Below are 24391 nucleotides of genomic sequence, written 5' to 3'. Positions count from 1 at the left end.
GAATTTCGGGGTCTGATCAATCACAAACCCCGGTGACTGTATCCAAGAAGCTTTGATTGCGATGTCGACCGAATCTAAGGAAAATGCTGATAATCGACCCACAGTTTCGATTGTGATTCCCATGCATAACGAGCAAGGGGCCGCTGCTGGATTGATTCAGGGGATCTGCGACGCCGCTTCTGATCTTCCTGCGTTCGAGATCATCGCGGTTGATGATGGTTCGACCGATGGTACCTTTGCGGCGCTGCAGGAGATGCAGAAAGAATGCCCGCAGTTGCGCATCCTACGGCATAAAACGGCAGGTGGGCAAAGTGCCGCTGTCCATTCTGGCGTCAAGGCCGCGCGCGCCGATATCTGTTGCACTCTGGATGGCGATGGACAGAACCCGCCAGAAGAACTGCCCAAGATCTGGGCGCCGCTGGTATCTGGCGATGATGCGCAGGTCGGTCTTGTGGCGGGGCAACGGGTCGGTCGGAAAGATACCGCATCAAAAAAGCTCGCCTCGCGATTTGCGAATGCCTTGAGGGGCTGGATGCTGAAAGACGGTACCCGCGATACGGGTTGCGGTTTCAAGGCGTTCAGAACGCAGGCGTTCGTCGATCTTCCGTTTTTCAACCATATGCATCGATACCTGCCAGCGCTGTTCAAAGCCTACGGATGGAATGTTGCACTGGTTGATGTGGCGCATCAGCAGCGCATGACCGGTGAGTCAAAATACACCAATTTCGGGCGGGCCATGGTTGGCATTTGGGATTTGTTCGGCGTTGTCTGGCTGACCCGCCGCGCCAAATCTGTTTCAGCAACCGAGGCAAACCGGTCGTGAAAGAAACCATTCTGGAAATCCTGCACGTCGACAGCCCGACCGAGGCCCTTTGGGTATTCATCGGTCTGGCTGGTCAATTGATGTTCAGCGCTCGTTTCATCGTTCAGTGGATTACATCAGAACGCGCAAAGAAATCGGTCATACCGATGGCCTTCTGGTACCTTTCGATTGGCGGCGGGCTGATACTTCTCAGCTATGCGATCTATCGCCGTGATCCAGTGTTTATTCTGGGCCAGTCGATGGGTTTGTCGATCTACCTACGCAACATCTTCCTGATCCGGGCCGAGAAGCGCTGAATAGGTCTTCGCTCGCACTATTCAAACATTCTTCGGACTTGACTGGTTGCCCCGTTCAGCGGGTCGCAGCCGACGTCAGGCTCGTGTGAATAACCCTTTCTTGTTTCTGGGATATTTGTGCTAGTATCGCACGCATAGATTTTTTCATTTTGTTTCAGGAGTCGTTTCCTTTGCCCGATACCTCACACCGGCAGTTCAAGCTGCGCCCTCTGGAAAAGGCTGATCTTGAGATCGTGGCCCGCTGGTTTCAGGATGTTCAAGACCTAGCTCTGTTCGACAGAACCACGCGAATTCCGCAAAATCTGACGCAAACCGAACACTCTTGGGAAGGCGCTGTTGGCATTTCTAGCAGAGAGGAAAAATGTTGGTTTGTGATTGAAAATGATGATCGAGATGCGGTCGGCGTGGTTGGTCTCGAATCGATTTCACCCTTCAATCGGGATGCGGTTGTTCCGGTTTTTGTAGAAAAGTCATTGCGGCGCCGGGGCGTGGCGGTGCGAGCTGTTGCATTGATGTTAGATTTTGCCTTTCAGCAATTAGGACTTAACCGGATAACTTCTTATTATCGGGCCGACAATCACGGCAGCCGCGATCTGATCAGTCGATTGGGTTGCCAGATCGAAGGCACGATGCGGCAGGCTTGGTTCGCGGACGGGCAGTTTCACGACATGGTGGTCGTCGGTATGTTGCAACAGGACTGGGCTGAGCGTCGGAACGTGTTGGCACAGGAACTGGGCCGGGAAACGGTGGTCAGTTTTGGGGCAACAGGCATGTCTTGGCCGCCTGAATGCGGTTCTGTTATTTGAAATGATGCGAATTTTGCTTGGTATATTGTTAAAACGCTCTTGTCGGATTCGACGAGACCACGCAGTTGAGTGCACCCAGTGAATACGACCGGTTCGGACACATCAATCAGACAAAAGCTCGGGGCGGTGCTGTTTGCCGATGTTGTCGGCTATTCCCGCCTGATGAGTGAGAACGAGATGGATACGTATAACGCGTTGAAATCTCTTTTGTTCCAGCTCGAAGAGACTTGCTCGAAATATCAGGGCAAAATCATTGAAGTGCGCGGCGACGGTATTCTTGCATTGTTTGATACGGCCACCAGCGCGGTTGAATTCAGCATCGAACTGCATCGAATTGCGGCCGAGCATAATCTGACGCGGCCGGACGGCCAGCACATCAAATTCCGTGCGGGCGTTCATTTGGGCGAGGTTTTGATGGATGAACGTGGCATCCACGGCGACAACGTCAACATCGCCGCCCGCCTGCAAGAGATTGCCGAGCCCGAGCGGGTTTATGTTAGTGCGGCCGTTTATGAGCAGATCCGCAACCGGCTGCGTTATGGCTATGAATTCCTTGGCCCCAAACAGCTCAAGAACATCATGTCTCCGGTCGCGACATACTGTGTTCGAACCGAGGTCGAAGGAGCGACAATGGCCGCCACCTTGCGTCCTGAGATGCAGTTGGAGGTGCTCGAACGGCCCGATATCCCCTCGGTTGCGGTATTGCCGTTTGCCAGTCAGGGTGGTGAGGAAGATGATAACTGGGTCGCCGAAGGGCTAACCGATGACATCATCATGAACCTGTCCAAGTTCCGGAACCTGTTTATCATCGCCCGAAACTCGTCCTTCTTCTTCAAAACCCAGTCAATGTCGCCTCAAGAAGCTGCCCGGCGCCTAAACGTGCGCTACATCGCGCGCGGCAGCGTGCGCCGATCATCCAGCAGAATCCGGATCACGGCCGAGCTGATTGACGCCAACACTGAACGCACCATTTGGGGTGAGAGGTTTGACCGCAAGCTCGACGATATATTCGATATTCTGGATGAAGTGACTGAGTGCATTGTTGCAGCCACCGCAGTGATGATCGAGTCGCATGAAAAACAGCGCATGGTACAGGCGATCCCGTCAGACTTGCAGGCCTATGGGTCTGTCCTTCAGGGGCAGCATCATATCTTCAAGTACACACGCAACGATAACCGCAAGGCGCAGCATTGCTATGAATCCGCTCTTGAGCGTGACGGCGGCTATGCGCGGGCTGCAGCAGCCCTGTCGCGTACGTTGAACATTGATTGGCGCTATTCGTGGACTGAAGACCCAAACAGCGCACTCGACAAGGCACTGTCGTTGGCCCAACGCGCCGTGGAACTTGACCCGACCGATGCACGCGGTTTTGGAGAACTGGGCTATGTGCAGCTCTATCGAAAAGAGTTCGATTCCGCGATCGAGTCCTACAAGCGCGCCCTGCAGCTGAACCCCAATGACGCGGATATGCACTCGGACTACGCAGACGCACTAGCTCATTGGGGAGATAACGATACTGCGATCAAGCATCTGCAACAGGCAATGCGCCTTAACCCGTATTTCCCTGATCAATATCTGTGGCATCTGGGCGGAGCCTATTACAATCTCAAGCGCTATGACGACGTGATCTCGTGCGTGAACAAGATGAACAACCCGACCGAAGGGCAGCGCGTACTGGCCGCCAGCTACGCTCATAAGGGCGAACTGGATATGGCCCGCCAGATCGCTGACAAACACCGTGCGGCGCATCCTAATTTCTCACTCTCGCGCTGGGCCAAGGTTCAACCAGACCGCCTGTCCGACGATACGCAACATTTTGTCGAAGGTTTGAAAAAGGCTGGATTCTGAGAGGCAAGAACGGATGCGTCCTGCGCCGCCGCCTTTCATCCGGCGCGGTGTCCGATGCAACGACGCACAATTAGAAGTTTCCGCAGGTAACCATGAATATATCAATAACTGAACAACGCGTCCTGCACATGTTGGCTCAAGGCGGAACAATCCGCCACGGACGCAATCCCAATGGAAAAATAGTGCATGTTGTGTGCAATACAATTGACAGATCCCTGCTATCCGACTGCACACTCGACATCATTGGTAAACTGCGCCGTAAGCGCTTGACCGTGTCGCGAAACTCCGGCTCTAACAGCATAACGGCTATCGGTCGCCGCTCTGTTGGGCGACAGCTAAACAACAGAACAGCATGATGATGTTATGATAATACGTAACGAAACAGGCGCTGACATTGCGCTCATTCAGGCTGTCACCGAGGCAGCATTTGCTACCGCAGAGCACAGTTCAGGCACGGAAGCTGCTATAGTTGATGGCCTGCGCGAAGCTTCCGCTCTCACCTTGTCCTTGGTCGCTGAGGAAGATGGGGAGCTGTTAGGCCACGCTGCATTTTCCCCGGTCCTGATTAATGGCAAAGACATGAATTGGTATGGCCTGGGTCCAGTATCCGTCCGTCCTGACCACCAGGGCAAAGGAATTGGTGGCGCTCTTATCCAAGATGGGCTGGGGAAGCTCCGCGCTCTGGATGCAAATGGATGCGTTGTTATGGGGCACCCGGATTATTATCCGCGTTTCGGGTTTGTACGAGATGACAGGCTTCGATTTGAAGGTGTGCCGCCCGAGTATTTCATGCAGCAAGTCTTAAAAGGAAAGCAACCTGACGGCGCGGTAACTTACCATCCCGCGTTTTTCATTGAGTAATAAGTCTCGAAGCTTCGCCCCATGCAGATATAGGGCGGTGCGACAAAGCCTGGATTGGGTTCAATGCTGACATAAAGTTGCTGCAGCCCACACACCTGCACGTATGTGGCCAGCAACACTTGTCATATCAGGCTTAATCCAACCGCGCTTTGCTTAATCAGGCCCTATTCCCCGCGGGCCTTTGCACCGCTGACTTTGGCACCTGAAACTTTAGCACCCGACACTTTGGCTCCGCTGACCTTGGCGCCAGAAACCTTGGCCCCGCTCACCTTGGCTCCCGATACCTTGGCTCCGGCCATCATTGGCGCGTCGTATTCGAAATAGACGTCCAGCAGCACTTCTTCGATCTGACCGGCGGCAATATCCATGCGGATGGTGTAATCGGCCTGATCATAGTTCCAGACACGGATGTCATTCGCCATCTGGTAGTCCGCGGCTGCAACACCTGATACCGAGGGGCTCATCGGGGCGCGTGCCGCCTGTTGCGTGGTGTCCTGGGCGCCGTCGTCATTGCTGGTTTGCAGCTTGAACCCATAGGGCAGGTTGCCACCCGTGGCGCTGTCGCCTGCGCCATGGACCAGAAAGATCGTCGGTTCCGGCATTTCGTAATAGGTGCCGTCATATGCGAAGCCATAGATTCGGGCCAGCCGGGCATCGCCTCCGAACTGGTCCCCGATGAAGTTGTTTACGCCGCGACCCTTTCTGCGGTCATCTTGTTCAACAAACAACTGCTGGCTGTGGCTGTTCGCTGTCTGCTGCCAGAATGTGTGTTTGAAAACGCGTCCCCGACGAACGTAGACAAATGATTCAAAAGAGACTTTCTTACGTTTGTCGAGTTTCAGCTTGTCGCCGTCGTTCTGGTCCTTGATGATCTTGTAAATCCCGGATTTGTTGTTTGCGCTGTCTCCAACCTGCACAAGAATCCGATCATCTTCGCGGACAGCCACACCATCAATCTTGGTGATCTCATCTGAAAAATCAAAATTCGTCGCCACCTCAATTGCCAGCCGGACCGATTTCTGCCGCAGTTTTAGATCACTTAACTCTCGCCCAAACAATAATACCTCGGAAAAACTGAGTAACGACTCAGACATATCACTTTCTCCCTATCGGGGGCTGACGGAGCTTTCTGCCACGTCCGTCCCGGTTTGCGCATTGGTCTGCGCTTCGTTTGTCGAATTATCACCCCGTGCCCGTAACCTGACATAAAACCGAGGTAAAAACAAAGACTTTAAGGTTCTTTTGGTTCGGGCGATAGTGTTCGAACCGATGCGGCGTGGCTCGAACCATCCGGCTTAGTCAGACGCGGGCCAGGGCGTGTCAATCCGATGTCGCGCATGCGGAAATTGCCTTCGATGATCTGGCGGAATGCCCCTCCTGTGATCTCTTGGTCAACAACAACCAACGCGCGCTCAACCCCGAAGTAGCTCAACATATCAGCATCCAGCATTTCCAAAGCGTCGGCAAGATAGGTGCCCAGCAAATCCCGCGCTTCTATCAGCGCCACGCGGAATCCTTCCGGTTCAGCGGCGTAATGCTCGTCGAATAAATCCTGCATGATCGCGTTGTATTCGTCAGAGCCTTCCAGCTCATCCGAAAGCTCCTCCATCTCGGGGTCGATCACATCATGTGCAACCAGCCGCTCGTGGTAGATATCGACCAGAATGTCGAACATCGCCCCGGTCAGCGGTTCCGACAGCGCGTGTTCACTGGACCAGCCATGTGAGAACTCGGACAGAGTCCGGTCATTAGCGGCGATGCGGATTTGCGAGTTTTGGGACAGCTCTGCAAATCGGCTGAGCCGGTTATAGGTATACAGGTTCCCGCGCGTGTTCTTCAGCAGTTCATCTACGACTGAACCGAAATGCAGTGATGCAAGCAGTGCCACCATATCTGCTGCTGATTCATGGAATCCATAATACTCGCCAGTTGCGTCCTCTTCTGACGGCATGCCGATGACGCTGTAGATGATGGCATGGCCGATCTCATGCGCTACGACGTCAAAATTAAGACTATAGGGGCGGTATTCCTCGCCATGTTCTCGAGTGCCGCCGGTCTCCAGAAATCCCCAGCCGATATGCGCGTTATCAAGGCTGGGCAGCAGGGAAAGTTCCAACCGTTCAAAATCACGCTCGAAATGCCAGGGGATAGGGCGGCCGAAATAGCCCTCCCACACATCCATCGTAAAATGTGCTGCGCCAAACAGATGGGCAGCTTCAAAGGCCGGATCGTCGGGATCGATATGGATAAAATTTCCGAACTCGTCGGGTTCAGGGGGCGGCAGGATATAGCCATCCCAGGCGGGCAGATACATCTCGGGCCCTTCTTCGCCTTCAATCATCGCGCCATAGGGGATCGTCTTGTCGACCGGGTACATCGCATACATTCGCGGCCCCGAGGGGCCCGGTCCGATCGTACCCTGCGGGGCAGAGATCTCGACCAGTTCAGGTTTCGAATTCGGCTCTAAAAAGGGCGATTGCGGATAAAGCAAGAACCGTGTGCCAGGAGTTTCGTTGTCCGAGTAGTCGGGCCAGTTCGTCATTGTCCCCTCCCGTTATTGTCCCGGTTCGCCTTCGGTGCGACAAAACATGTATTCAGCTTCAATCAGATCAAGAAACGCCTCGCGCCCGTCAAGGCCAAGCGCGATTGCATGGGATTCAAGATCATCTGGCACCGCCTGGTCAAGCCGCGTTTCAAAATACCAGAGCAGCGATTGCATTCTGTTTGCAGAACCATTCACCCGATCCAGCCCCGCCATCCGGCTGGCCTTGCGTCGCGCCCGATCACGCAGCGCGCCATAGCGACCATCGTGGCGAAGTTGGGCTAGCAGGGCAATGTCGAGCTCATCCGCTCGCGCTGTGATGGCCGTATCTTTGTAGGAACAGTCCGCCAGCAATGCCTCGTATTGAGCAAGCGTCAGATCGTTGTCCTGCAACCATTCCATCAGATCGGAGTGGCGGGGCAGGCGGGCCGCGCGACGGTGTAAAGTCATCTGTCTTCGCAGGGTATCCCGATCAGGTAGGTGATTTATCCGATATGCTTCGTCGCGCGCCAACAGGTGCAACGCGGCGCGGTCGCGTAGTTGGACATAAAGGGCAGGGTCCAGCCGCAGTTCGTCCACCAGTGCCCGCGCATCCGGGTCATGCGGAGCGGTCTCGGAATCCACACGAGTCCGCAGTTCACGCCAGACCAGAGTTCGTTCGACGCGTGTCGATTCCGGCGCGTAGGAACCTGCTTCCAGGTACCGCGCCATCTGCGCCAGCATCTCGCGTGCGTCGTCGCCTTTGGCATCCACCTGCCCGCCGGGCAACCAGTTCAGAAACGTCGCCGAGTCTGTGTCGGTCTTTGCAACCGAAATCACCTTGTCCCAAACCCGGTCGCGATAGTGCAGCGCCTTGGCTGCACCCAGCAATATCTGTGCCTCATCCTCCGACACCACTTTGGCCTTCACCGCTGCGGACAACGTGGCCCGGATCGAGACCATAGGCTCACTCAACGGTATGAAGCCAAGCTCGGCGGGGCCGTGCAGCACCGCGACCTCATCGTCATCTGCAATGGCGCCGCTCAGGTAATCCTCGAACACCCGTCCGACGCCGATCATCCCGAAATCAGCCAGTTCCGCCGCCCGCAAAGCACCCATGCTGGCGCTGCCGAATACGGGAATGCCCTGTTCCAGCGCCCACAGGATTTCCTTGTGCCAGACCGAAGGCACCCCGTCGAAATACCCGTCGATAATGCCAATAGCTTGCGGCCTGTCGCGCACCGCACGATACACATCGCCCTGCTGAACTGGGGGCAGGATGGTGGCATCCAGTTGTTCCTGCACGGCCTCGGGTCGCAGCGTGGGCCCAACAAAAACAACGACGGTCATGCCGATACCGCCCGCGCCCTCGGACCGGCGATGAAATCAGGATCGTCATGCGGGGCTTCCAGCCCAGGAATGACCGCGCGGATGACCGCGATGTCGATCCCGGGTCGGGACAGATCAACCGTTACCACTTGGCCGATCCCGGCCTCAGACAATCGGGACAGAATCAGATCGAGATCCTCCGTGAAAGAACCTGTTACATGCGAGGGGCAATCCGTAAAACGCTCTGTCGGCTTTGCGCCTTCGATCAACTCGCGAACATACCGTCCGCGCCACAGGCGCGCCTCGTTGATAAACTCCTCAGGGTCCAGATCGTCCCGCGCGCCTGAGATATAGGTCAGCCGTGTTTGCGCCGCCTCGGTCAGCGCGCGTAGTAGCGCAATGGCGCGGTCGGGGTGACATCCATCCCCGATCCCGATATGGCCGTTTGCCTCGCCGGTATCGCAGATCACACAGCGAAAACTGGCGATGCCGATATCCGAGGTCGTGTTCCAGATCCCCAGCTCCAGCCCCGCCTCTGCGATCAAGCTCATGGCCTGACGGCAGCGCGGGTCATCGACTGTATTAGGATCGACGCGGGGTGTTGGACCCTGATGATGCCACAGCGTCGTGGCATCGCGCTCGATCAGTTCGCAGATCGCGTGGCAGCTAGCCTCAGCGGCATCGTTTCCCGATGCCAGACCATTTGTCGTACGCGGAAACGCGCGCTGTCCGTTGGCCATAGAGGTCGTGTAATCCGTATCCACCATCTCATAGGGTACCCAGCAAGCAGCATCCGCGTTCAGGTCCTGCCCCTGCACCCACAGCATCGCGCCGTGAGGGTCAAACTGCCCTCCGGTCACGCGAGGCAGGCGGTCCACATCAACCACGTTTTCCTGCGCCAGATCGGTGTGGCTGCACAGCCGCAGCGGCAGCTCGATCCGTTCCGCATGCCACGACTCGATCGCCTCCATCACCCCCGAGGCCTGCGCCGCACTCAGCGACAATCCCTTGCCCAGCGACACCGCAACCGAGCGCGAATTCGGCCGCGTCACCATCACGGTCGGCAACCCGATTCGATCCAGTCCGGTCAAATTTGCGATCCGTGTGATGCCCATCTCTTTGAGAAACGGTTTGACGATGGCAAGGGTCTCTTCCGGATCGCGCAGCCGGTGGGTATCCAGCACATAAGTCTTCTGCGAAACTCCGGGCATTCAAATGACCTTGGTATATATCTGATTAACCAACCAAACCCGCCAGGCGGATCAAGTCGGAGTCAGGATGCGGGATGATAGCGAATGGGTCAACACCACTGTCAGAGCGAACCGGCGATGCATGGCCCACATCGCGCGACTAGATGGAGCGCCTCAATAGCTCTACCGGTAAAGCAGATTCTTCATAATCGAAGGTCGGGAATTCTAGACCCCTCAGGCGCCATATTTGCCAGTTAGATACTTCTAGGCTCCAGACTCATTGATTTACAACCAGAATAGCACGGTAGCTTCTAGAGCGATGGCAGGGAGGGAGACCTTTGGGCATCGGTCTTAGCGCGTAGCAACCCGGCGCCAGTCTTTCAAACGTCCAAACGTAATCTCGATTCAGTTGCGACGTTTGTAGCGACGCTTGTCGTACCGGACAGGTTTATCGCGTGATTTGCGACTCGGGATACAGGGTCTTATTCTCCTTTCATTAAGGGCTTCGCGGAACCTGTCGGCGTCATAGCTGCGGTCACCCAGCAGCCAGTCAGCCGAAGGCAGACTGTTCACCAGAGCCCTGGCGACCGTGAAATCGCTAACCTGCCCAGCGGATATGAAGAAGCGGATAGGGCGTCCGAGGCTGTCAGTAACGGCCTGCAGTTTTGTATTCATGCCACCCTTGGTGCGCCTTATCGGCCTGCCGCGCCCCCATTTTTGGCCGCAGGTTGGAAGCCGTGCGGTGTGCTTTGAGGTAAGCCGCGTCAATCATGATGGTCTTATGATCGCTTCCCTCCGCAGAAAGCCCAGTCATGATGCGAGCGAACACGCCCAAATCGCTCCATCGTTTCCTGCGATTGTACAGTGTCTTTGGCGGCCCATATTCGCGCGGCGCATCGGACCAACGTAACCCATCGCGATTGATGAAGATAATTCCACTCAGAACGCGTCGATCATCAACCCTCGGCTTACCATGGCTCTTTGGAAAGTAAGGCTGAAGCCGCGCCATCTGCTCGTCACTCAACCAGAATAGATTGCTCATGTTATACCCTTGAAACTCACGGGTATGAATCGCGCAGGTGGGATGACCACCACCAATTTAATGAGTCCAGAACCTAGACAAGCTCAGTAACAGTTTTTTGTTTGCCATCCTTGTGCAAATATATAAAAGCCGACCTAAAGAGCCCGCCGGGAAAATTCTCTAGGTCTGAAATAACTTTTAAAAAATGGTCTGTATGATTCAATGAACGCTACTTCTTCACAAAAAATGTGTTTGGATAATCTACTCGAGAAATTATCGGACAAAACTGCCGTAATCGGTATTGTCGGACTAGGATATGTCGGCCAACCTCTGATGCTTCGGTACTCAGAAATCGGATACAAAGTTCTGGGCTTTGATCTTGATGAAGAGCGTGTTCGCCAGTTGAATAGCGGACATAGCTCCATTGAACACATCGAAGATGCACGTATTGGACAAGCGTGCGAGAATGGCTTTGAAGCGACAACCGATTTCTTACGGATTGCAGAAGCCGACGGAATAATGCTCTGCGTACCGACTCCGCTGAACAAGTATCGCGAGCCCGACATGAGCTTTGTCACGAGTACTTGCGATCAGATCGCTCCGTACTTACGTGAAGGGCAGGTCGTAGCATTGGAAAGCACCACCTATCCAGGCACAACTAAGGATGAAGTTCTGCCACGTCTGGAACGCAATGGCTTAAAGGCCGGTGAGACAATTTTTGCTGTCTACTCTCCAGAACGCGAAGACCCGGCCAACGCAGATTTTACTACTCATACTATTCCGAAGGTCGTTGGAGGTCACACCAAAGCTTGTCTTGAAGCAGGTCTTGCTCTGTATAATCACGCGATTGACAGTCTTGTTCCAGTAAGTTCGACTGAGACCGCCGAAATGACGAAACTTCTAGAGAATATCCACCGCGCGGTGAACATTGGTCTTGTAAACGAGATGAAGATCGTAGCCGATCGAATGGGAATTGATATCTTTGAGGTGATCAAAGCAGCGGCAACAAAACCGTTTGGGTTTACACCCTACTATCCTGGCCCTGGCCTCGGTGGGCACTGTATCCCGATTGACCCTTTTTATCTAACCTGGAAGGCCCGTGAATACGGTGTAAATACGCGTTTCATCGAATTGGCCGGTGAAATCAACACCGCAATGCCGGACTATGTCTTTGGCAAGCTCGCCTCGGCTTTGAACGAGCGTTCCAAATCGGTTCGCGGAAGTAAAATCATGGTTCTGGGGATAGCCTACAAGAAAAATGTAGATGATATGCGTGAAAGCCCATCCGTTGCGCTGATGGAGAAAGTTCGGGATCGGGGTGGTGTCCTAAGTTATTCCGATCCACATGTTCCGGTTTTCCCGAATATGAGGGAACACCAGTTCGACTTGTCGTCTGAAGCGCTGACGCCCGAAGTGCTGGCCGCGCAAGATGCGATCATTCTTGCGACCAATCATGATAAGTTTGACTATGAAATGATCACCAAGCACGCCCAGCTCATCATCGACACAAGAGGTGTATATGATACTGGTGCGAAAAATGTCGTAAGAGCCTAGCAGGGTGACTTTACGCGCGCATGTAATTGCGTCTGACGTGGACAGATGCGGAAGAGGGATAGAGGCTCAAAGATCGACTATGTGCTATGTAATATCCGCGAGCTGACAAATATCACCAGACAGTTGTGACCGCGAAGCCGTCTTTGGTTGCAGGATTCGTATATCGATAGATTGAAAGTTAAAAAATGGAACCCATGCGTCAAAACGGGTCTGACAATCTTGATGAACTTCAGCACCGCTCTGCAGTTGGGCGATACGGTTCGGAGTGGTCAGCATGGGCAATTTTTGTCGGCGTCGCGTTTCTCCTTCAAATGTTTCTCGCCTTGAACACACGTGCGCCATTCGTGATCGAAAACGGTGACAACGGTTCCATTCTCTATATCATCGCGCATTGGATTCAGCCCGAAGCGTTCATGGATGATGTGTTGTTGGGCGTCGATGGCACAACCAGTTTTTATCAGGCAGCTTTGATGTGGCCCAACTATCTGCTTGGGCTAGCAGGGGTTCAGCTCGGCTTTTTTTATGTGATCATATGTTTCCCAATAGCGATGGCGCAGATGGGCGGCTTTTACCTTCTTGGAAAACAGCTCTTTTTAAATCGGAATGTTGCGATCGCTCTTGCACTGATCAGCATTCCCACGGTTTTTACGGTTTCCGGTGATTTATGGGGTCACTACTATTCACCGCTTCTGCGCAGCGCATACGGTGCAGCGTTGCCCTGGCTTTTGTTGATATTGATATCCCCGTCCCGACCCAGACCCTATGCACTGATGGCCGCCGCTGCCGCTGCGAGCTACCTGCATCTTCCTTCTGGCCCACCTGTTGCTCTGGCTCTTCTGTTTGTCAGTTTGTTGCGGCGAGGTGAGGGCCAAGGCTGGGGTTATGCTTTAGTTCATCATGTGCTTGCCGGGGTGCTATATCTCGCGCTGATGAGCCCGTATGCTTTGTTGTTTTCTCAAACCTTCGCTGCAGGGGACAAGGAAGCCTTGCAGCAGTTTGCAAATTCTCCTTATGCGAATGTCGGCATGGCGATTGATCATCTATCAACATTGCGAGGCGTCAGACGCATGTCTATCTTGATTTCTCGCGTACCGGGCATGGAGTGGGCGGATCGAGTTGTCGTACCTTTCTTCGGCGTGTTATTCGTTGTTGGCGGGTTATCCGTTTTGGTCGTCACCTTTGCAAGCATTCTGCCTTCGCATCTACGGTCACGTCTGTCTTTTCCGCAGTCGTGGTATTGGGTTGCTGGTTTCTTTACCACCACGATTTTTTTGGCATTGGGTATTTCTGCGATTGATCAAGCTATCGCGGCGGCGCAGGCGCGTGGCCCTCTGCAGCTTGATTTCATTCGAGCCACGCGTTTTGGAGTTCCCGCAGCATATATTGGCATGTTTATGCTGATCACATATCTGGCGCAGCGGTTTAAGCCCAAGGCCTCGTGCCTTGCTCCGACTTGTACGATAGCTCTCGCCGCCTGGGTCTGGTTGTTTGCCTACCCGTCTACCAGCCACGGTCTGTATCGCATGACCAAAGGTCAGAGCATAGAAGATACCAATCTGACGCAGTTTGGACAGTTCTCTCAGAAGATGGCTGAAATTGACGGCGTTGGTCCGATCACCCCGGTTTTGCGCTATGATTATCTTTCTAGCGCATTGCGTTACGTCGCGTTCCTACCGCTGACTTTTAATCGCAAGGACAATAACTTTATATCGTACAGCGGTCGCCTTGATTCGCGCGAGCATCGCGCATTGATGGACCAAATTGATGCCATCCGCAAAGCGCGACGTGATCCCGACGCTCAGGTTCCAATTATTACTGGATTTGTGGATGTGCTTGGTTCACCAGATGTGGTGATTGATCGTCGCGTCGTGCAAGAACTGGCAGAAGCACGGCTTGTCTCCGAGTATGGTTTTGACTTGCAGTTGGAACTTGGTCCATTTGCATACTACCGACGCGCACAATAGCAGCAACGACCGCGCTTGTAAGAAAGCATGTCCCCTGTTAACAGCAATATCGATTAGGCCATAGAAAGCGCTGAACCGTGGAAGAATTCTCACCGGAAAATATCACAATCATATTGCCTGCCTATAACGAGGAACAGGCCGTCGGTGCGGTGATCCGCGAATTGCGGGATGAGCTTCCAGAAGTGACGTTGCTGTTGGTAGACGATGGAAGCGTTGACAATACGGCCCAAGTTGCCCGTACGGCAGGGGCTCATGTTATTTCGCACCCTCGCAATCGTGGTTATGGGGGAACATGGAAAACAGGTTTGAAAGAGGCCACGACTCCGTTTGTCATGTTTTATGATGCTGACGGTCAGTTCACGGCCCAGCAGGCCCGTGCATTGATCAAGCAATGGCAGCGAACCAAGCCCGCGCTTATTTCTGGTGCACGCAGCAAATCTTCTCATGTGGACCCGGTTCGCAAACCCGGTAAGATGATACTGTCGGGGTTCTCGAGGCTTCTGGTGGGTCAGCAAATCCCCGATCTTAATTGCGGCTTGCGGATCTACCGACGCACTCAGTTGTTGTCATTCGCAGAGTTGTTGCCAAATGGATTTTCAGCCTCCGCAACATCGCTGATCCTTTATCTCAAACAAAAATTCGACGTGAGCTTCATGCCCATTGAAACTCGCAAAAGGGTTGGCAAGTCATCGGTTTCTGTAATCAAGGATGGCTTTAATGTGCTTCTCCTGATCACCCGTCTTGTGGCCTTATATGATCCAATTCGCTTGTTCTTGTTGCCCTCGTTTACGCTGGCCGCTCTGGGTATTGTTTACTCGGTGATCGTAATTGTCGCACAGGGGCTGGGTCTGCCTGTCCTTGGCGCTGTAATGCTTCTGACATCTCTGATCCTCTTTTTCATGGGGATCGTTTGCGATCAGGTTTCAGCCATCCGTATCGCACAAGCCCGTACCGACGCGGCCTTGGCGCGTATAGAAGCAGGCACCATGCAAAAAGATGAAGCTGCATGAACGGTGCCGCCTGTGCGGCGGTACGACAGAACTGCGATCGGGTTATCGCTTTGAACAGTTTGACCTGTTCAAATGTGGCGCATGCGGGTTTCAGCAAATTGACCCAGAGCCTTCTGTTGCAGAACTTCAAGAGCTCTATGGGACCCTCTATTTTCAGAAAGCCAAATATACCGATCCAAAAGCCATAGAGCTTGAGTATGAGCGTCGCCACAATTTAATGGATCGCGCCGGGTTCAAGCCCGGGGATAGTCTGCTGGAAATCGGCTGTGGAGCAGGGCAGTTTATCGCAACCTGTGCAGATACTTTCAAATGGTACGGTATGGACTTTTCAGAGGCCGGGATTGAGGAGGCACGGACCAGGCTTCCGAATTTACCTGCCGACAGGCTGAGTTCGGAATCAGTCGAAGATTTTAACCCCAGCCTCCCGGACGGTGGCTTTGACGGCGTGTTGATCTTTGACACCATTGAGCATGTGTACGATCCGCAACCAGTTCTGAAGCGCGCGGCAAGCTGGCTCAAGCCGGGAGGTCGCATGATCGTGACCACCCCAGATATTGGCGCGAATATGGCTAAGCTTACAGGCCGTCGGTGGCCATTTATGACACCACCGGAACACCTTTCATTTTTTACTCGTCCCGCGATGGCGCAGGCGCTTCAAAGCGCCGGGCTATACACATCATATTCCAAGTCTATGGGGAAATACGCCAACGTCGCGTTTATTGTCTACAAGGCGGGGAGGGTTGGCCTGTTGCCGAAGTCATTCGGAAAGCTCGCGGTGAAGATGGGTCTGGGCAAGCTTACCATTTATGTCCCGACCGGCGATGTAATGTATATGATTGCCGAAAAACAGCGGGACGCCTGAGGAATGTGCGGCATCGCGGGTATCTTGGCGCTAACACAGACCATTGAACCAACAAAAGCTGAAGCTTGTCTCGCGACGATGTTGGATCGGCTTCATCATCGTGGTCCTGACGAACGTGGACAGTATAACGGTGATCGCGTCTGGATGGGTAACACCCGTCTTGCGGTCGTCGGTGAGGAGAACGGTCGCCAGCCGATCTGGAACGAAAACCGCACAGTCGTCGTCGTAATGAATGGAGAAATCTATAATGCTCCAGACCTCGTACGCAGCCTGACGGCAATGGGGCACAGGTTTGCCACCGACACTGATACCGAAGTTCTGGTTCACGGATACGAGGAATTTGGGCTTGAAGTTCTGGATCATCTCAACGGTATGTTTGCCTTTGCAATCTACGATTTGCGCAAGGGCAAGGTGATCATTGCCCGCGATCGCTTTGGCATGAAGCCCCTTTATCTTCTTAAGAGCCTGTCGGTGCCTGGTGATCTGCTATTTGCCAGCGAGCTCAATGCGCTCAAATCGGTCAAGGGCTTCTCGAACAAATATAGCCCCGAAGGGCTCGCCACCTTTCTCGGCAGTATGTATGTTTCCGAGCCCTTTACAGTTTTCGAGGATATACGGGCGCTGGAACCGGGATGTGCTTTGGTTTGCACTGCGCAAGGTCAGGAAAAACACCGCTATTGGGATATGACTTTCAATCCCGACAATAGCCGTCGCAATGAAGCCGATGCGATTGCGGCAGTTGCCGATGTGCTTCCGCGGGCGGTAGGTAGACACCTGATGGCGGATCGACCTGTCGGGACACTGTTGTCTGGAGGTCTTGATAGCCGGGCAGTCTCTGCGGCCGCCTGGGTGCAAGGGGGGACCGGCCAAGCTTATACGGTCGGATATGACGAGGCCGCTTTTGACGAAAGCCCATTGGCTGCTGCCTGGACCAAGGCGCTGGATCGTGAGCATCATGTTTTACGTCTCGGCGAAGCACAATTCGCCAGCATTGTCCCAAATCGCTATGCTGGACATGGTCAGCCTTATGGAGTCTGGGTCAATTCGGCGTCCGAAGCTCTTGCCGGAGAAATTCGCGCGCAGGGCTATAAGGCGGTGCTGACCGGAGAAGGCGGTGACGAGTTGTTCTGCGGCTACCCGACACTTCATGCTGCGAATATTGCACGCTACTACCGATACCTTCCCGCGCCCGTCAGATCTCTGATCGCCAATGCCACCGATCTGCTGCCAGCTGGATCTAGCCGACTGCCGCTTAGTTTTATGGCGCAGAGTTTTGCAAAATCCGTGACAGGTGATCTGTTACGCAGCTTCTACGGTTTCAAAGAAGTCATTCGCTATCGTGATTGGAAAGAGGCATTGACGCCGGAAGCCTATGCGATAGTTGGTGAAATTGATCCAGCGATTGCGTTCACCCAATACCGCGAGCGGATCGAGGACTGGCCCCTGATAGACCAGCTTTCATACATTGATATCAAGAGCTTTCTGGCATCTTGCAGTCTGGTTCCGAACGACAACGCCTATATGTCTCAAAGCGTCGAGACGCGGATTCCGCTTTTGGATGTTGAAATGGCGGAGCTGGTTAAAACTCTGCCATTAGGGGTCCGGTTTCACGCGACAGATCCCAAGCGGCTTTTGAAGAAAGCCCTGAACCACTATTTGCAGCAGAGTGCACCCGATGCCGTAGCCGCGCTTGGTCCGTATAAGAAGATGGGGTTCGAGGTTCCGACTACTGTTTGGATAAATGGTCCCCAATTTGGACCCGTGATCGATCATTATCTCAGCCGTGAGGCCGTCGAGCGCGTTGGCTTTTTCAATTCTGATTACATCGAGCGCATTTTGAGTGCGCAGCGAACTGGGCGTGCAAATAACGAACGCATCTTGCAAACAGCAATGGCGTTGCAGCATTTTTTGGGATAGCGAAGTCAGGGTCCGAATGCCGAACAACGAACTGAAGGGTTGAACGCCTATGTGCGGGATTTTCTGTCTTTCGCTTAATGCCAATCACAATCTCGACGCGGTAATCCTGACCCGATTGACGCGCGAAATGCTCCTGATTGCCGAACGGCGGGGCCGGGAAGCGGCGGGAGTCTGCACCTATCAAAACGGGCGGACTTTTTACATCAAGCGCCCGAGTTCTGCGTCTGCAATCGTTCGAGGTCCGGAATTCGCCGAGTTTTCCCAAAAAGCCTTTGTGAATCCCGACAACGGCGGTGTTGCAATTATTGGTCACGCAAGGCTGGTTACAAATGGTCTCAGAGCCTTTCATGACAATAACCAACCCTTTGATGACAAAGGATTTGTGGGGGTGCATAACGGGGTGATTGTCAATCACAGCGAATTCTTTGCCCCTGACCTTCCCGTGCCCGAGCTGGACAGCTTGGCAATCCCAACCCGGTTGCGCCACCATCTTGATGCTGGCAACTCCGCCGAGGACGCCAATGTAGCTACGCTGAACGATCTTCAGGGGGTCGTTTCATACCTGATGGTTGACACAGTGTTCGGTCAAATACATGCGGCATCTAACAATGGCTCGCTCTATGAGGCGCAGTTGATGCGTGATGGTGCTCCGGTCGGCCGGCTTCTTATGTCCGAGCGGGAAATGCTTCGGTTGATGGAAGCGCATCTTGCGAGCGTTGGTATCCAGAAAGGTGATGTCCGCCGCTATGATCCGGGCACTGTAGACAGCTGGTGCGTGACCGACGACCAAAAGGCGATCAAACCAGCAGCGCCTACGAAACCAGTAGATCTAAGCGCGCTTACGGACCCAAGAAACGCCGAGCTACGTCGCTGCGCAAACTGTCTGCTGCCCCACACGATGCCCTTTATCGAGTTTGATGATGCTGGTGTATGCAACTGGTGCCGCAACAGCCTTCTGACGCCGCTGAAAGAGCGCGACGAACTGGATGCGCAGCTCGAAAAATTACGCAAAATCACAGATCGCCCAAATTGCCTTATGGCGGTCAGTGGCGGACGAGACAGCTGCTATGGTCTTCACGTTGCAAAGACAGAACTTGGGCTGAACCCGATTGCCTTCACTTACGATTGGGGCATGGTGACAGACTTGGCCCGACGCAACACATCGCGCGTCTGCGCCAAACTGGGCATCGAGCATATCATCGTTTCGGCGGACATTCCTCGCAAGCAAGAGAACATCCGCAAGAATATCGAAGCATGGCTCAAACGGCCGGAACTAGGGATGGTCCCGATATTCACAGCGGGTGATAAACAGTTTTATCAGCACGCGAACCGCTTGCAGAAAGAACTGGACGTGCCCGCGATTATCTTTTGCGAGAACGGGCGCTACGAGAAGACTTGGTTCAAAGCGGGGTTTGCCGGCATCAATGAGGGGAATCGGCGGCTTTGGAACCTGTCAATGATCGAAAAGTTCCGTTACATGTCGTATTATGCAGGTCAGTTTCTGCGGAACCCCGCTTATCTGAACCGCTCGCTACTGGACAGCATAGAAGCGTTCATCTCGAGCTATTTCCTCAAGCATGACTACATTCAGCTTTTTGATTATATCCCGTGGGAAGAAGAAACCGTCGAACGCGTTTTGATCGACGAATATGGTTTTGAAGTCCCAGAGGGTTGTCCGACTACGTGGAGAATTGGCGACGGAACGGCACCGTTCTACAACTTTATCTACCGCACGGTTGCTGGGTTTACCGAGTTTGATACCTTCCGCTCAAATCAAATTCGCGACGGTAAGATCACACGAGAATTCGGTGCCGAACGTATTCAAATCGAAAATGAACCCAGGATGGACGATCTTCGCGAATACCTGGCGACCGTTGGAGTGAATTTCGACAAAGCCATGACGAGGATTCTGTCAATCCCCAGACGGTATTGATTCACGGGGCATATCAGACGTGCGACCATTCTTTGAAGCCGGAATATCAAGTCGTACCGAACAATCTGGGTTTCCACACCCGCAGCAGATAAAGCTGCGCGATCTCTGCGATTCCCGTTGCTACCGCTGCGCCTTGTGGGCCGAAATACGGGATCAGCACGAGGTTGAACACCAAGTTTAGCATTGCGAGGATCGCAAAGAACGCTGTTTGTAAGACTGGTTGCCCTCCCTGGGTGAACGATTGATTGAGAACTATCGCAGGAGCTGCAATTGTTGTCGCGAGGCCCATGATCAAAAATACTTCGGTGGAGGTTCGACTATCTTCGGCACCCAGCAGCACTGGGGCGGCAAAAATCAGCAACCCCGAAGCGCATATCAGCGTGACGATACTGATTGCCCTGCCAACTAACGCCAAGGACGAATACAACTCGTCAAATGCAGCCCTGTCTTGATGGAACAAATAGTTGGCAACCCGCGGATTAATGACGCTTTGGACCGCAGCGAGAAGCATACGCAATCCGTCTGCAAACATCGCGCCAAGAGCGTACATGCCCACAACCCTGTCGGATGCCAGAAGACCCAGAACCAAAACATCTATCCTGCTGTTCACATCCGACAGCAATCCGATTAATGCACCCCGCCAACCACGTCCGTTCTCGCTGATCATGACCGCAAATAGTCTACTAAACTCCAGACGTGTTCCCCTAGTATAGAGCCAAAGCATCACCAGCATGAGCGCAAATATTAGTGCCTCGGATGCCACAAACAGCCATCCAAACCACCCTGTCGGGGCGTGCAGGATTAGCAAAGCCAGAAATGCCAACAGCATAGTTGGCATACGAATACCCTGCAGGACCGCATAGGTTTTGAGATGTTCCATCCCATTGAGCGAGTGAACGCCAACCTTGTTGAGGCCAAACAACATTACCCCTAAACCGACCGCAGGCATGGTTTCTGCCAGCTCCGGGCTGTCGAGAACTGAACCGATGACCGGTGCCCCGTGCCACAGCAGCAATGCCATCAGCATGCCAACCGCGAGAACGGGCAAAAAAGCTGCTATCAAATAGGTACGTGCGCTGGGGTCCGATGCGCCATGGCGTGAAAAATAGTATAGTGCCGCAAAGGCAAAGCCACCCGCCGATACCTGACCCAGAATAAGGAAAAACAACAGGGATTGGCTGAATACGCCGAGCCCCTCAAAGCCGTAGTACCTACCGATCAACAGGTTTAGCGCAACACCTGAAGCCGCCAGAGCAGCCACAGAGCCGATGTTGGCGAACAAAGTTGCCGGGTCACTGACTTGGCCCAATGCCTGACGAATGTTTTGAATTGCCCCGTTTATCACGATAGGATTAATAGGCGTCTTAGATTGAATGTGCCAGTGTATGTCAGGCGGAATAAGCGGGGCATTGTCATTTTCACAGCGTCCTGTCTCAGTGCAGGCACCTGCGCCCTGACGATTGGGCAATGTCTACGAAAGGTGCGCTTTGTCCTCTATTTGTCATAATAGTCGCGAAACCAGTCGACAAATTTCTGAATTCCATCTTTGAAATCGGTCTGAGGGCGATATCCGGTCAGACGCTGCAGCAGGTCCGCGTTTGCCCAGGTTGCCGGGACATCACCCATTTGGATGTCCATGTAGTTTCTGATAGCTTTCTTACCCAGACAATCTTCGATTGCGTCGACAAAATCCAGCAACCGCACTTTGTCCGAGTTACCTATATTGACGACGCGGTAAGGTGCAACCGGGCTTAGGCTGTCACCTTCTTCGATGTCTTCCGGATTCTCCGGACGCACCGGCACGGCTTTGATTAAAAGTGAGATCGCGCGTACCAGATCGTCAACATATGTGAAATCGCGGTACATATCGCCGTGGTTGTAGATATCGATCGGCCGGTCATCCAGTATCGCATCGACAAATTTATAAAGCGCAAGGTCAGGCCGACCCCATGTGCCGTAAACCGTAAAGAACCGGAACATGGTTGTGGGCAGATCCCAGAGATGGGCATAGGAATGGCCCATGCTCTCATTTGCTTTTTTGGTCGCCGCATAGATCGTCAACTGCGTATCTGCCTTTTCGCATTCATCGAACGGCATTTCTGTGTTGGCACCATAAACCGAGGACGTTGACGCCATGAGCAAATGCTGAACTTTGTGGCGACGTGCGGCTTCCATGACATTGAATGTTCCAACGACATTGCTGTCGATATATGCCCGGGGATTTTCAAGGCTATAACGGACACCGGCCTGTGCGGCGAGGTGAACGATGACATCGGGCTCGAAACGGTCGGCGACGACATCGAATTTCTCCGCGTCTTCCAGCATTCCTTCATCACAGGAAAAATTGGGGTTCTGCAACAGTGCGGCATGGCGGCGTTGTTTCAAACGGACGTCATAGTAATCTGTCATCCCGTCAAAGCCATGCACTCTGTCTCCATTCGCGAGCAGCAGTTTGGCAAGATGAAAACCAATAAACCCGGCTGTGCCGGTAATCAGAACTTTTTGCACCCGTCTGTTTCCTTGTTTTGTTGCTTAGTTAAGAACACCTTAGGGCTCTGGATGCGAGTTGAGAGCCTTCTCAAATCATTGTTCCAGCCATTCGGTCAAGCGATGACCCAGCATAATTGCGCCCGCGCGGGTCAGGTGGCCTCCGTCATATGAAATCAAAAGCCCGTCCTCGTTCGTATTGCGACACGTTTTACCATTGCCGCACATCAAGTTTGAAATGTCCACGAATTGTCCCTGTGATAGAGTTTCGTTCATGGATTGATTAGTAGCCAAATGGCCTTGGCTCATTTCAACCAATATGTCCTCGTTGCCCGTTTCGAATTCCGTCATGTAACGCTTTAGAGACATACCGGAACCGAAGTTCTTGCGTCCCATAACCCGAATTCTTGCCAGTGTCACGTCGCCAAGGTTTTCAAGACTTTCAGGCAGATTCTCGACGTGCCAATCTTTCCAGCTGGATACCAGCCAGATTTCATCCGCATGCTCTATCCGGGCCTGCAGCGTTTCGTCCTCGTAGCCTGGCCTTTTTGCACACAACTCACGATCTTTAGGAGCGACAAGATCCGTGAAATCACGTTTCAGGAACAGGTTACCGCAGCGCCCAGATATGTAGAAGGTCGAAAGTTGGAACTTGTCTGCCAATGGAGATTCCAGCACGGCGTTAAGCATGTCCTGCGCGTAGCTGTCACCGATAATCAGCAGCTTGTTCCGTTGATCAGTCCCATCAAACTCTGCTTTTTGGAATTCTGAGAACTGCCCGCGTACATAGTTTGCTGGATCATCATATTGCTCAAAAACCGCTTGATGATTTTCGGTATAACGGCCCGGTACGCCCTGCGTCCAGGTGATAGCGAGGCCAGCCACGATCAGCGCGGCCCCGGCTGCCCCTGCCGGCAGCATTATTGCCATACCAGGAAATACTGGACCTTTTCTAAATGGCGTTTCAACAAACTTGTAGCTGAGGAAGGCAAGCAAGAGCGTGAAGCCACACAACACTGCCATGAACCAAAGCGGCGGCTCGTGCCAACTCAGATATCGGGCATAGGCCAAGACGGGTTGATGCCAAAGATATGCAGAATAGCTGATCAATCCGACACCTATGCAAACCGGATTGGCCAAAATAGGGAAAGACCACGTGCCTCGACGCTCGAACAAGATGATCAGAACGGTTCCCAGCACGGGTGCTAATGCATAAGGGCTAGGGAATGGCGTGTGTTTGTCATAGACTAGGATAGCATACAGGATCAGCGCAATACCCAGAACCGATAGAACTCCGGACAGGGCCGAACCCGGTCTCCACGGATTTGGGCGTCCCAAATAAAGTGCGGTAAGCGCGCCAGCCATCAATTCCCAAGCGCGCGTAGGAAGCAGATAGAATGCCGCTTCGGGTTCGCTTAACGCGCCGAGATCCCAGGTGGCAAATGCAAAACTGACTGCAAAAATCAGACTTAGCACGACAAAAACAATCTTGAGGCCAAATCGCCAGAGCAGCGCGAGCGCAATCGGGAAGAAAATATAGAATTGCTCTTCCACAGCCAATGACCAGGTATGCAAAAGTGGTTTTAGTTCGGTCGCGGTGTCAAAATATCCGCTTTCCATCCAGAAAAAAAAGTTAGACCAGAACGTTGTGACCGCAACAACGCTGAGTGAAAAGCTTTTGAAATCTGCCGGAAGCAATATGAACCAACCCGCGACAAAGCTTACCGCCACGACGCAGAAAAGGGCAGGAATGATGCGCCTTACGCGGCGCTCATAGAACTTAATGATTGAATAGCGTCCCTGTTCAAGATCGCCAACGAGTATTGTTGTGATGAGATACCCGGAGATTACAAAGAACACATCTACGCCGACATAACCTCCTGTGAAATAAGGGAATCCTGCATGAAAAAGGATAACCGGGATCACTGCAAGCGCGCGGAGGCCGTCAATTTCTGGCCTGTATTTCATA

At 53.3% G+C, this 24391-nt stretch carries 20 protein-coding genes and 1 pseudogene; 12 read left to right on the top strand and 9 right to left on the bottom strand.

The features are described from left to right. The first annotated feature begins 61 nt into the window (after positions 1-61). The 6 genes from ACR0JR_RS09960 (at position 62) to ACR0JR_RS09935 (ending at position 4634) form a co-directional block, all read left to right on the top strand. Positions 62-823 (top strand): glycosyltransferase family 2 protein, encoded by a 762-nt coding sequence (locus ACR0JR_RS09960; protein WP_480456035.1) that lies wholly within the window; start codon positions 62-64, stop codon positions 821-823. Further along, positions 820-1119: a lipid-A-disaccharide synthase N-terminal domain-containing protein gene (locus ACR0JR_RS09955; protein ID WP_010443061.1), complete on the top strand. Its 300-nt coding sequence runs from the start codon at positions 820-822 to the stop codon at positions 1117-1119. Before ACR0JR_RS09960 ends, ACR0JR_RS09955 begins: the two co-directional genes overlap by 4 nt. A 170-nt stretch (positions 1120-1289) precedes the next feature. Continuing rightward, a complete protein-coding gene (locus ACR0JR_RS09950; RefSeq protein ID WP_480456034.1) occupies positions 1290-1925 on the top strand; it encodes a GNAT family N-acetyltransferase in 636 nt (211 codons plus the stop codon). Positions 1926-2003: 78 nt separating this feature from the next. Further along, positions 2004-3773: an adenylate/guanylate cyclase domain-containing protein gene (locus ACR0JR_RS09945; protein ID WP_170773447.1), complete on the top strand. Its 1770-nt coding sequence runs from the start codon at positions 2004-2006 to the stop codon at positions 3771-3773. A gap of 92 nt (positions 3774-3865) precedes the next feature. Continuing rightward, entirely contained in the window at positions 3866-4129 is a 264-nt protein-coding gene (locus ACR0JR_RS09940; protein WP_480456033.1) for a YjhX family toxin, read from the top strand. A gap of 7 nt (positions 4130-4136) precedes the next feature. Then, positions 4137-4634, top strand: coding sequence for a GNAT family N-acetyltransferase (locus ACR0JR_RS09935; protein ID WP_480456032.1), 498 nt, complete (start codon positions 4137-4139; stop codon positions 4632-4634). A 164-nt stretch (positions 4635-4798) separates the two neighbouring features. Here the strand turns inward: ACR0JR_RS09935 and ACR0JR_RS09930 are convergent, their stop codons facing one another. The 5 genes and pseudogenes from ACR0JR_RS09930 to ACR0JR_RS09910 form a co-directional block, all read right to left on the bottom strand. Beyond that, positions 4799-5728, bottom strand: a complete 930-nt coding sequence (locus tag ACR0JR_RS09930) for a hypothetical protein (RefSeq protein WP_480456031.1) — start codon at positions 5726-5728, stop codon at positions 4799-4801. A gap of 137 nt (positions 5729-5865) precedes the next feature. Then, a complete protein-coding gene (locus ACR0JR_RS09925; RefSeq protein WP_480456030.1) occupies positions 5866-7176 on the bottom strand; it encodes a gluzincin family metallopeptidase in 1311 nt (436 codons plus the stop codon). A gap of 12 nt (positions 7177-7188) precedes the next feature. Next, positions 7189-8505, bottom strand: a complete 1317-nt coding sequence (locus tag ACR0JR_RS09920) for a TfuA-like protein (protein WP_480456029.1) — start codon at positions 8503-8505, stop codon at positions 7189-7191. Next, a complete protein-coding gene (locus ACR0JR_RS09915) occupies positions 8502-9695 on the bottom strand; it encodes a YcaO-like family protein (RefSeq protein ID WP_480456028.1) in 1194 nt (397 codons plus the stop codon). Before ACR0JR_RS09915 ends, ACR0JR_RS09920 begins: the two co-directional genes overlap by 4 nt. A gap of 264 nt (positions 9696-9959) precedes the next feature. After that, a pseudogene (locus tag ACR0JR_RS09910) lies at positions 9960-10716 on the bottom strand (IS5 family transposase). 201 nt (positions 10717-10917) lie between these two features. Here ACR0JR_RS09910 and ACR0JR_RS09905 point away from each other — a divergent pair. Next, positions 10918-12249 carry a nucleotide sugar dehydrogenase gene (locus ACR0JR_RS09905; RefSeq protein WP_480456027.1) on the top strand — a complete coding sequence of 444 codons (1332 nt, stop codon included), beginning with the start codon at positions 10918-10920 and terminating at the stop codon, positions 12247-12249. A gap of 84 nt (positions 12250-12333) precedes the next feature. Here the strand turns inward: ACR0JR_RS09905 and ACR0JR_RS09900 are convergent, their stop codons facing one another. Then, positions 12334-12525, bottom strand: coding sequence for a hypothetical protein (locus tag ACR0JR_RS09900; RefSeq protein ID WP_480456026.1), 192 nt, complete (start codon positions 12523-12525; stop codon positions 12334-12336). 152 nt (positions 12526-12677) lie between these two features. Here ACR0JR_RS09900 and ACR0JR_RS09895 point away from each other — a divergent pair, with 152 nt between their 5' ends. The 5 genes from ACR0JR_RS09895 (at position 12678) to ACR0JR_RS09875 (ending at position 19935) form a co-directional block, all read left to right on the top strand. After that, positions 12678-14213 (top strand): hypothetical protein, encoded by a 1536-nt coding sequence (locus ACR0JR_RS09895; protein ID WP_480456024.1) that lies wholly within the window; start codon positions 12678-12680, stop codon positions 14211-14213. Between the two features lie 113 nt (positions 14214-14326). Continuing rightward, positions 14327-15223: a glycosyltransferase family 2 protein gene (locus ACR0JR_RS09890; RefSeq protein ID WP_480456023.1), complete on the top strand. Its 897-nt coding sequence runs from the start codon at positions 14327-14329 to the stop codon at positions 15221-15223. Beyond that, complete coding sequence (locus ACR0JR_RS09885; protein WP_480456022.1) at positions 15210-16085, top strand: class I SAM-dependent methyltransferase; 876 nt, start codon at positions 15210-15212, stop codon at positions 16083-16085. Before ACR0JR_RS09890 ends, ACR0JR_RS09885 begins: the two co-directional genes overlap by 14 nt. A 3-nt stretch (positions 16086-16088) precedes the next feature. Next, on the top strand, positions 16089-18002 hold the full coding sequence (gene asnB / locus ACR0JR_RS09880; protein WP_480456021.1) for an asparagine synthase (glutamine-hydrolyzing): 1914 nt from the start codon (positions 16089-16091) through the stop codon (positions 18000-18002). A 127-nt stretch (positions 18003-18129) separates the two neighbouring features. Beyond that, positions 18130-19935, top strand: coding sequence for a hypothetical protein (locus ACR0JR_RS09875; RefSeq protein WP_480456020.1), 1806 nt, complete (start codon positions 18130-18132; stop codon positions 19933-19935). A 46-nt stretch (positions 19936-19981) separates the two neighbouring features. Here the strand turns inward: ACR0JR_RS09875 and ACR0JR_RS09870 are convergent, their stop codons facing one another. From ACR0JR_RS09870 to ACR0JR_RS09860, 3 genes are all read right to left on the bottom strand, one after another. Further along, positions 19982-21280: an oligosaccharide flippase family protein gene (locus ACR0JR_RS09870; RefSeq protein ID WP_480456018.1), complete on the bottom strand. Its 1299-nt coding sequence runs from the start codon at positions 21278-21280 to the stop codon at positions 19982-19984. 149 nt (positions 21281-21429) lie between these two features. Then, positions 21430-22443 (bottom strand): NAD-dependent epimerase/dehydratase family protein, encoded by a 1014-nt coding sequence (locus ACR0JR_RS09865; protein WP_480456017.1) that lies wholly within the window; start codon positions 22441-22443, stop codon positions 21430-21432. 75 nt (positions 22444-22518) lie between these two features. Continuing rightward, the gene (locus tag ACR0JR_RS09860) at positions 22519-24390 is read right to left on the bottom strand and encodes an acyltransferase family protein (RefSeq protein ID WP_480456016.1); all 1872 of its coding nucleotides are present in this window, start codon (positions 24388-24390) and stop codon (positions 22519-22521) included. Position 24391: the final 1 nt, after the last annotated feature.

The organism is Ruegeria sp. AA3 (assembly GCF_056542905.1).
The sequence above is the reverse complement of the archived record's forward strand: the minus strand, read 5'-3'. Positions and strand labels throughout refer to the sequence as shown.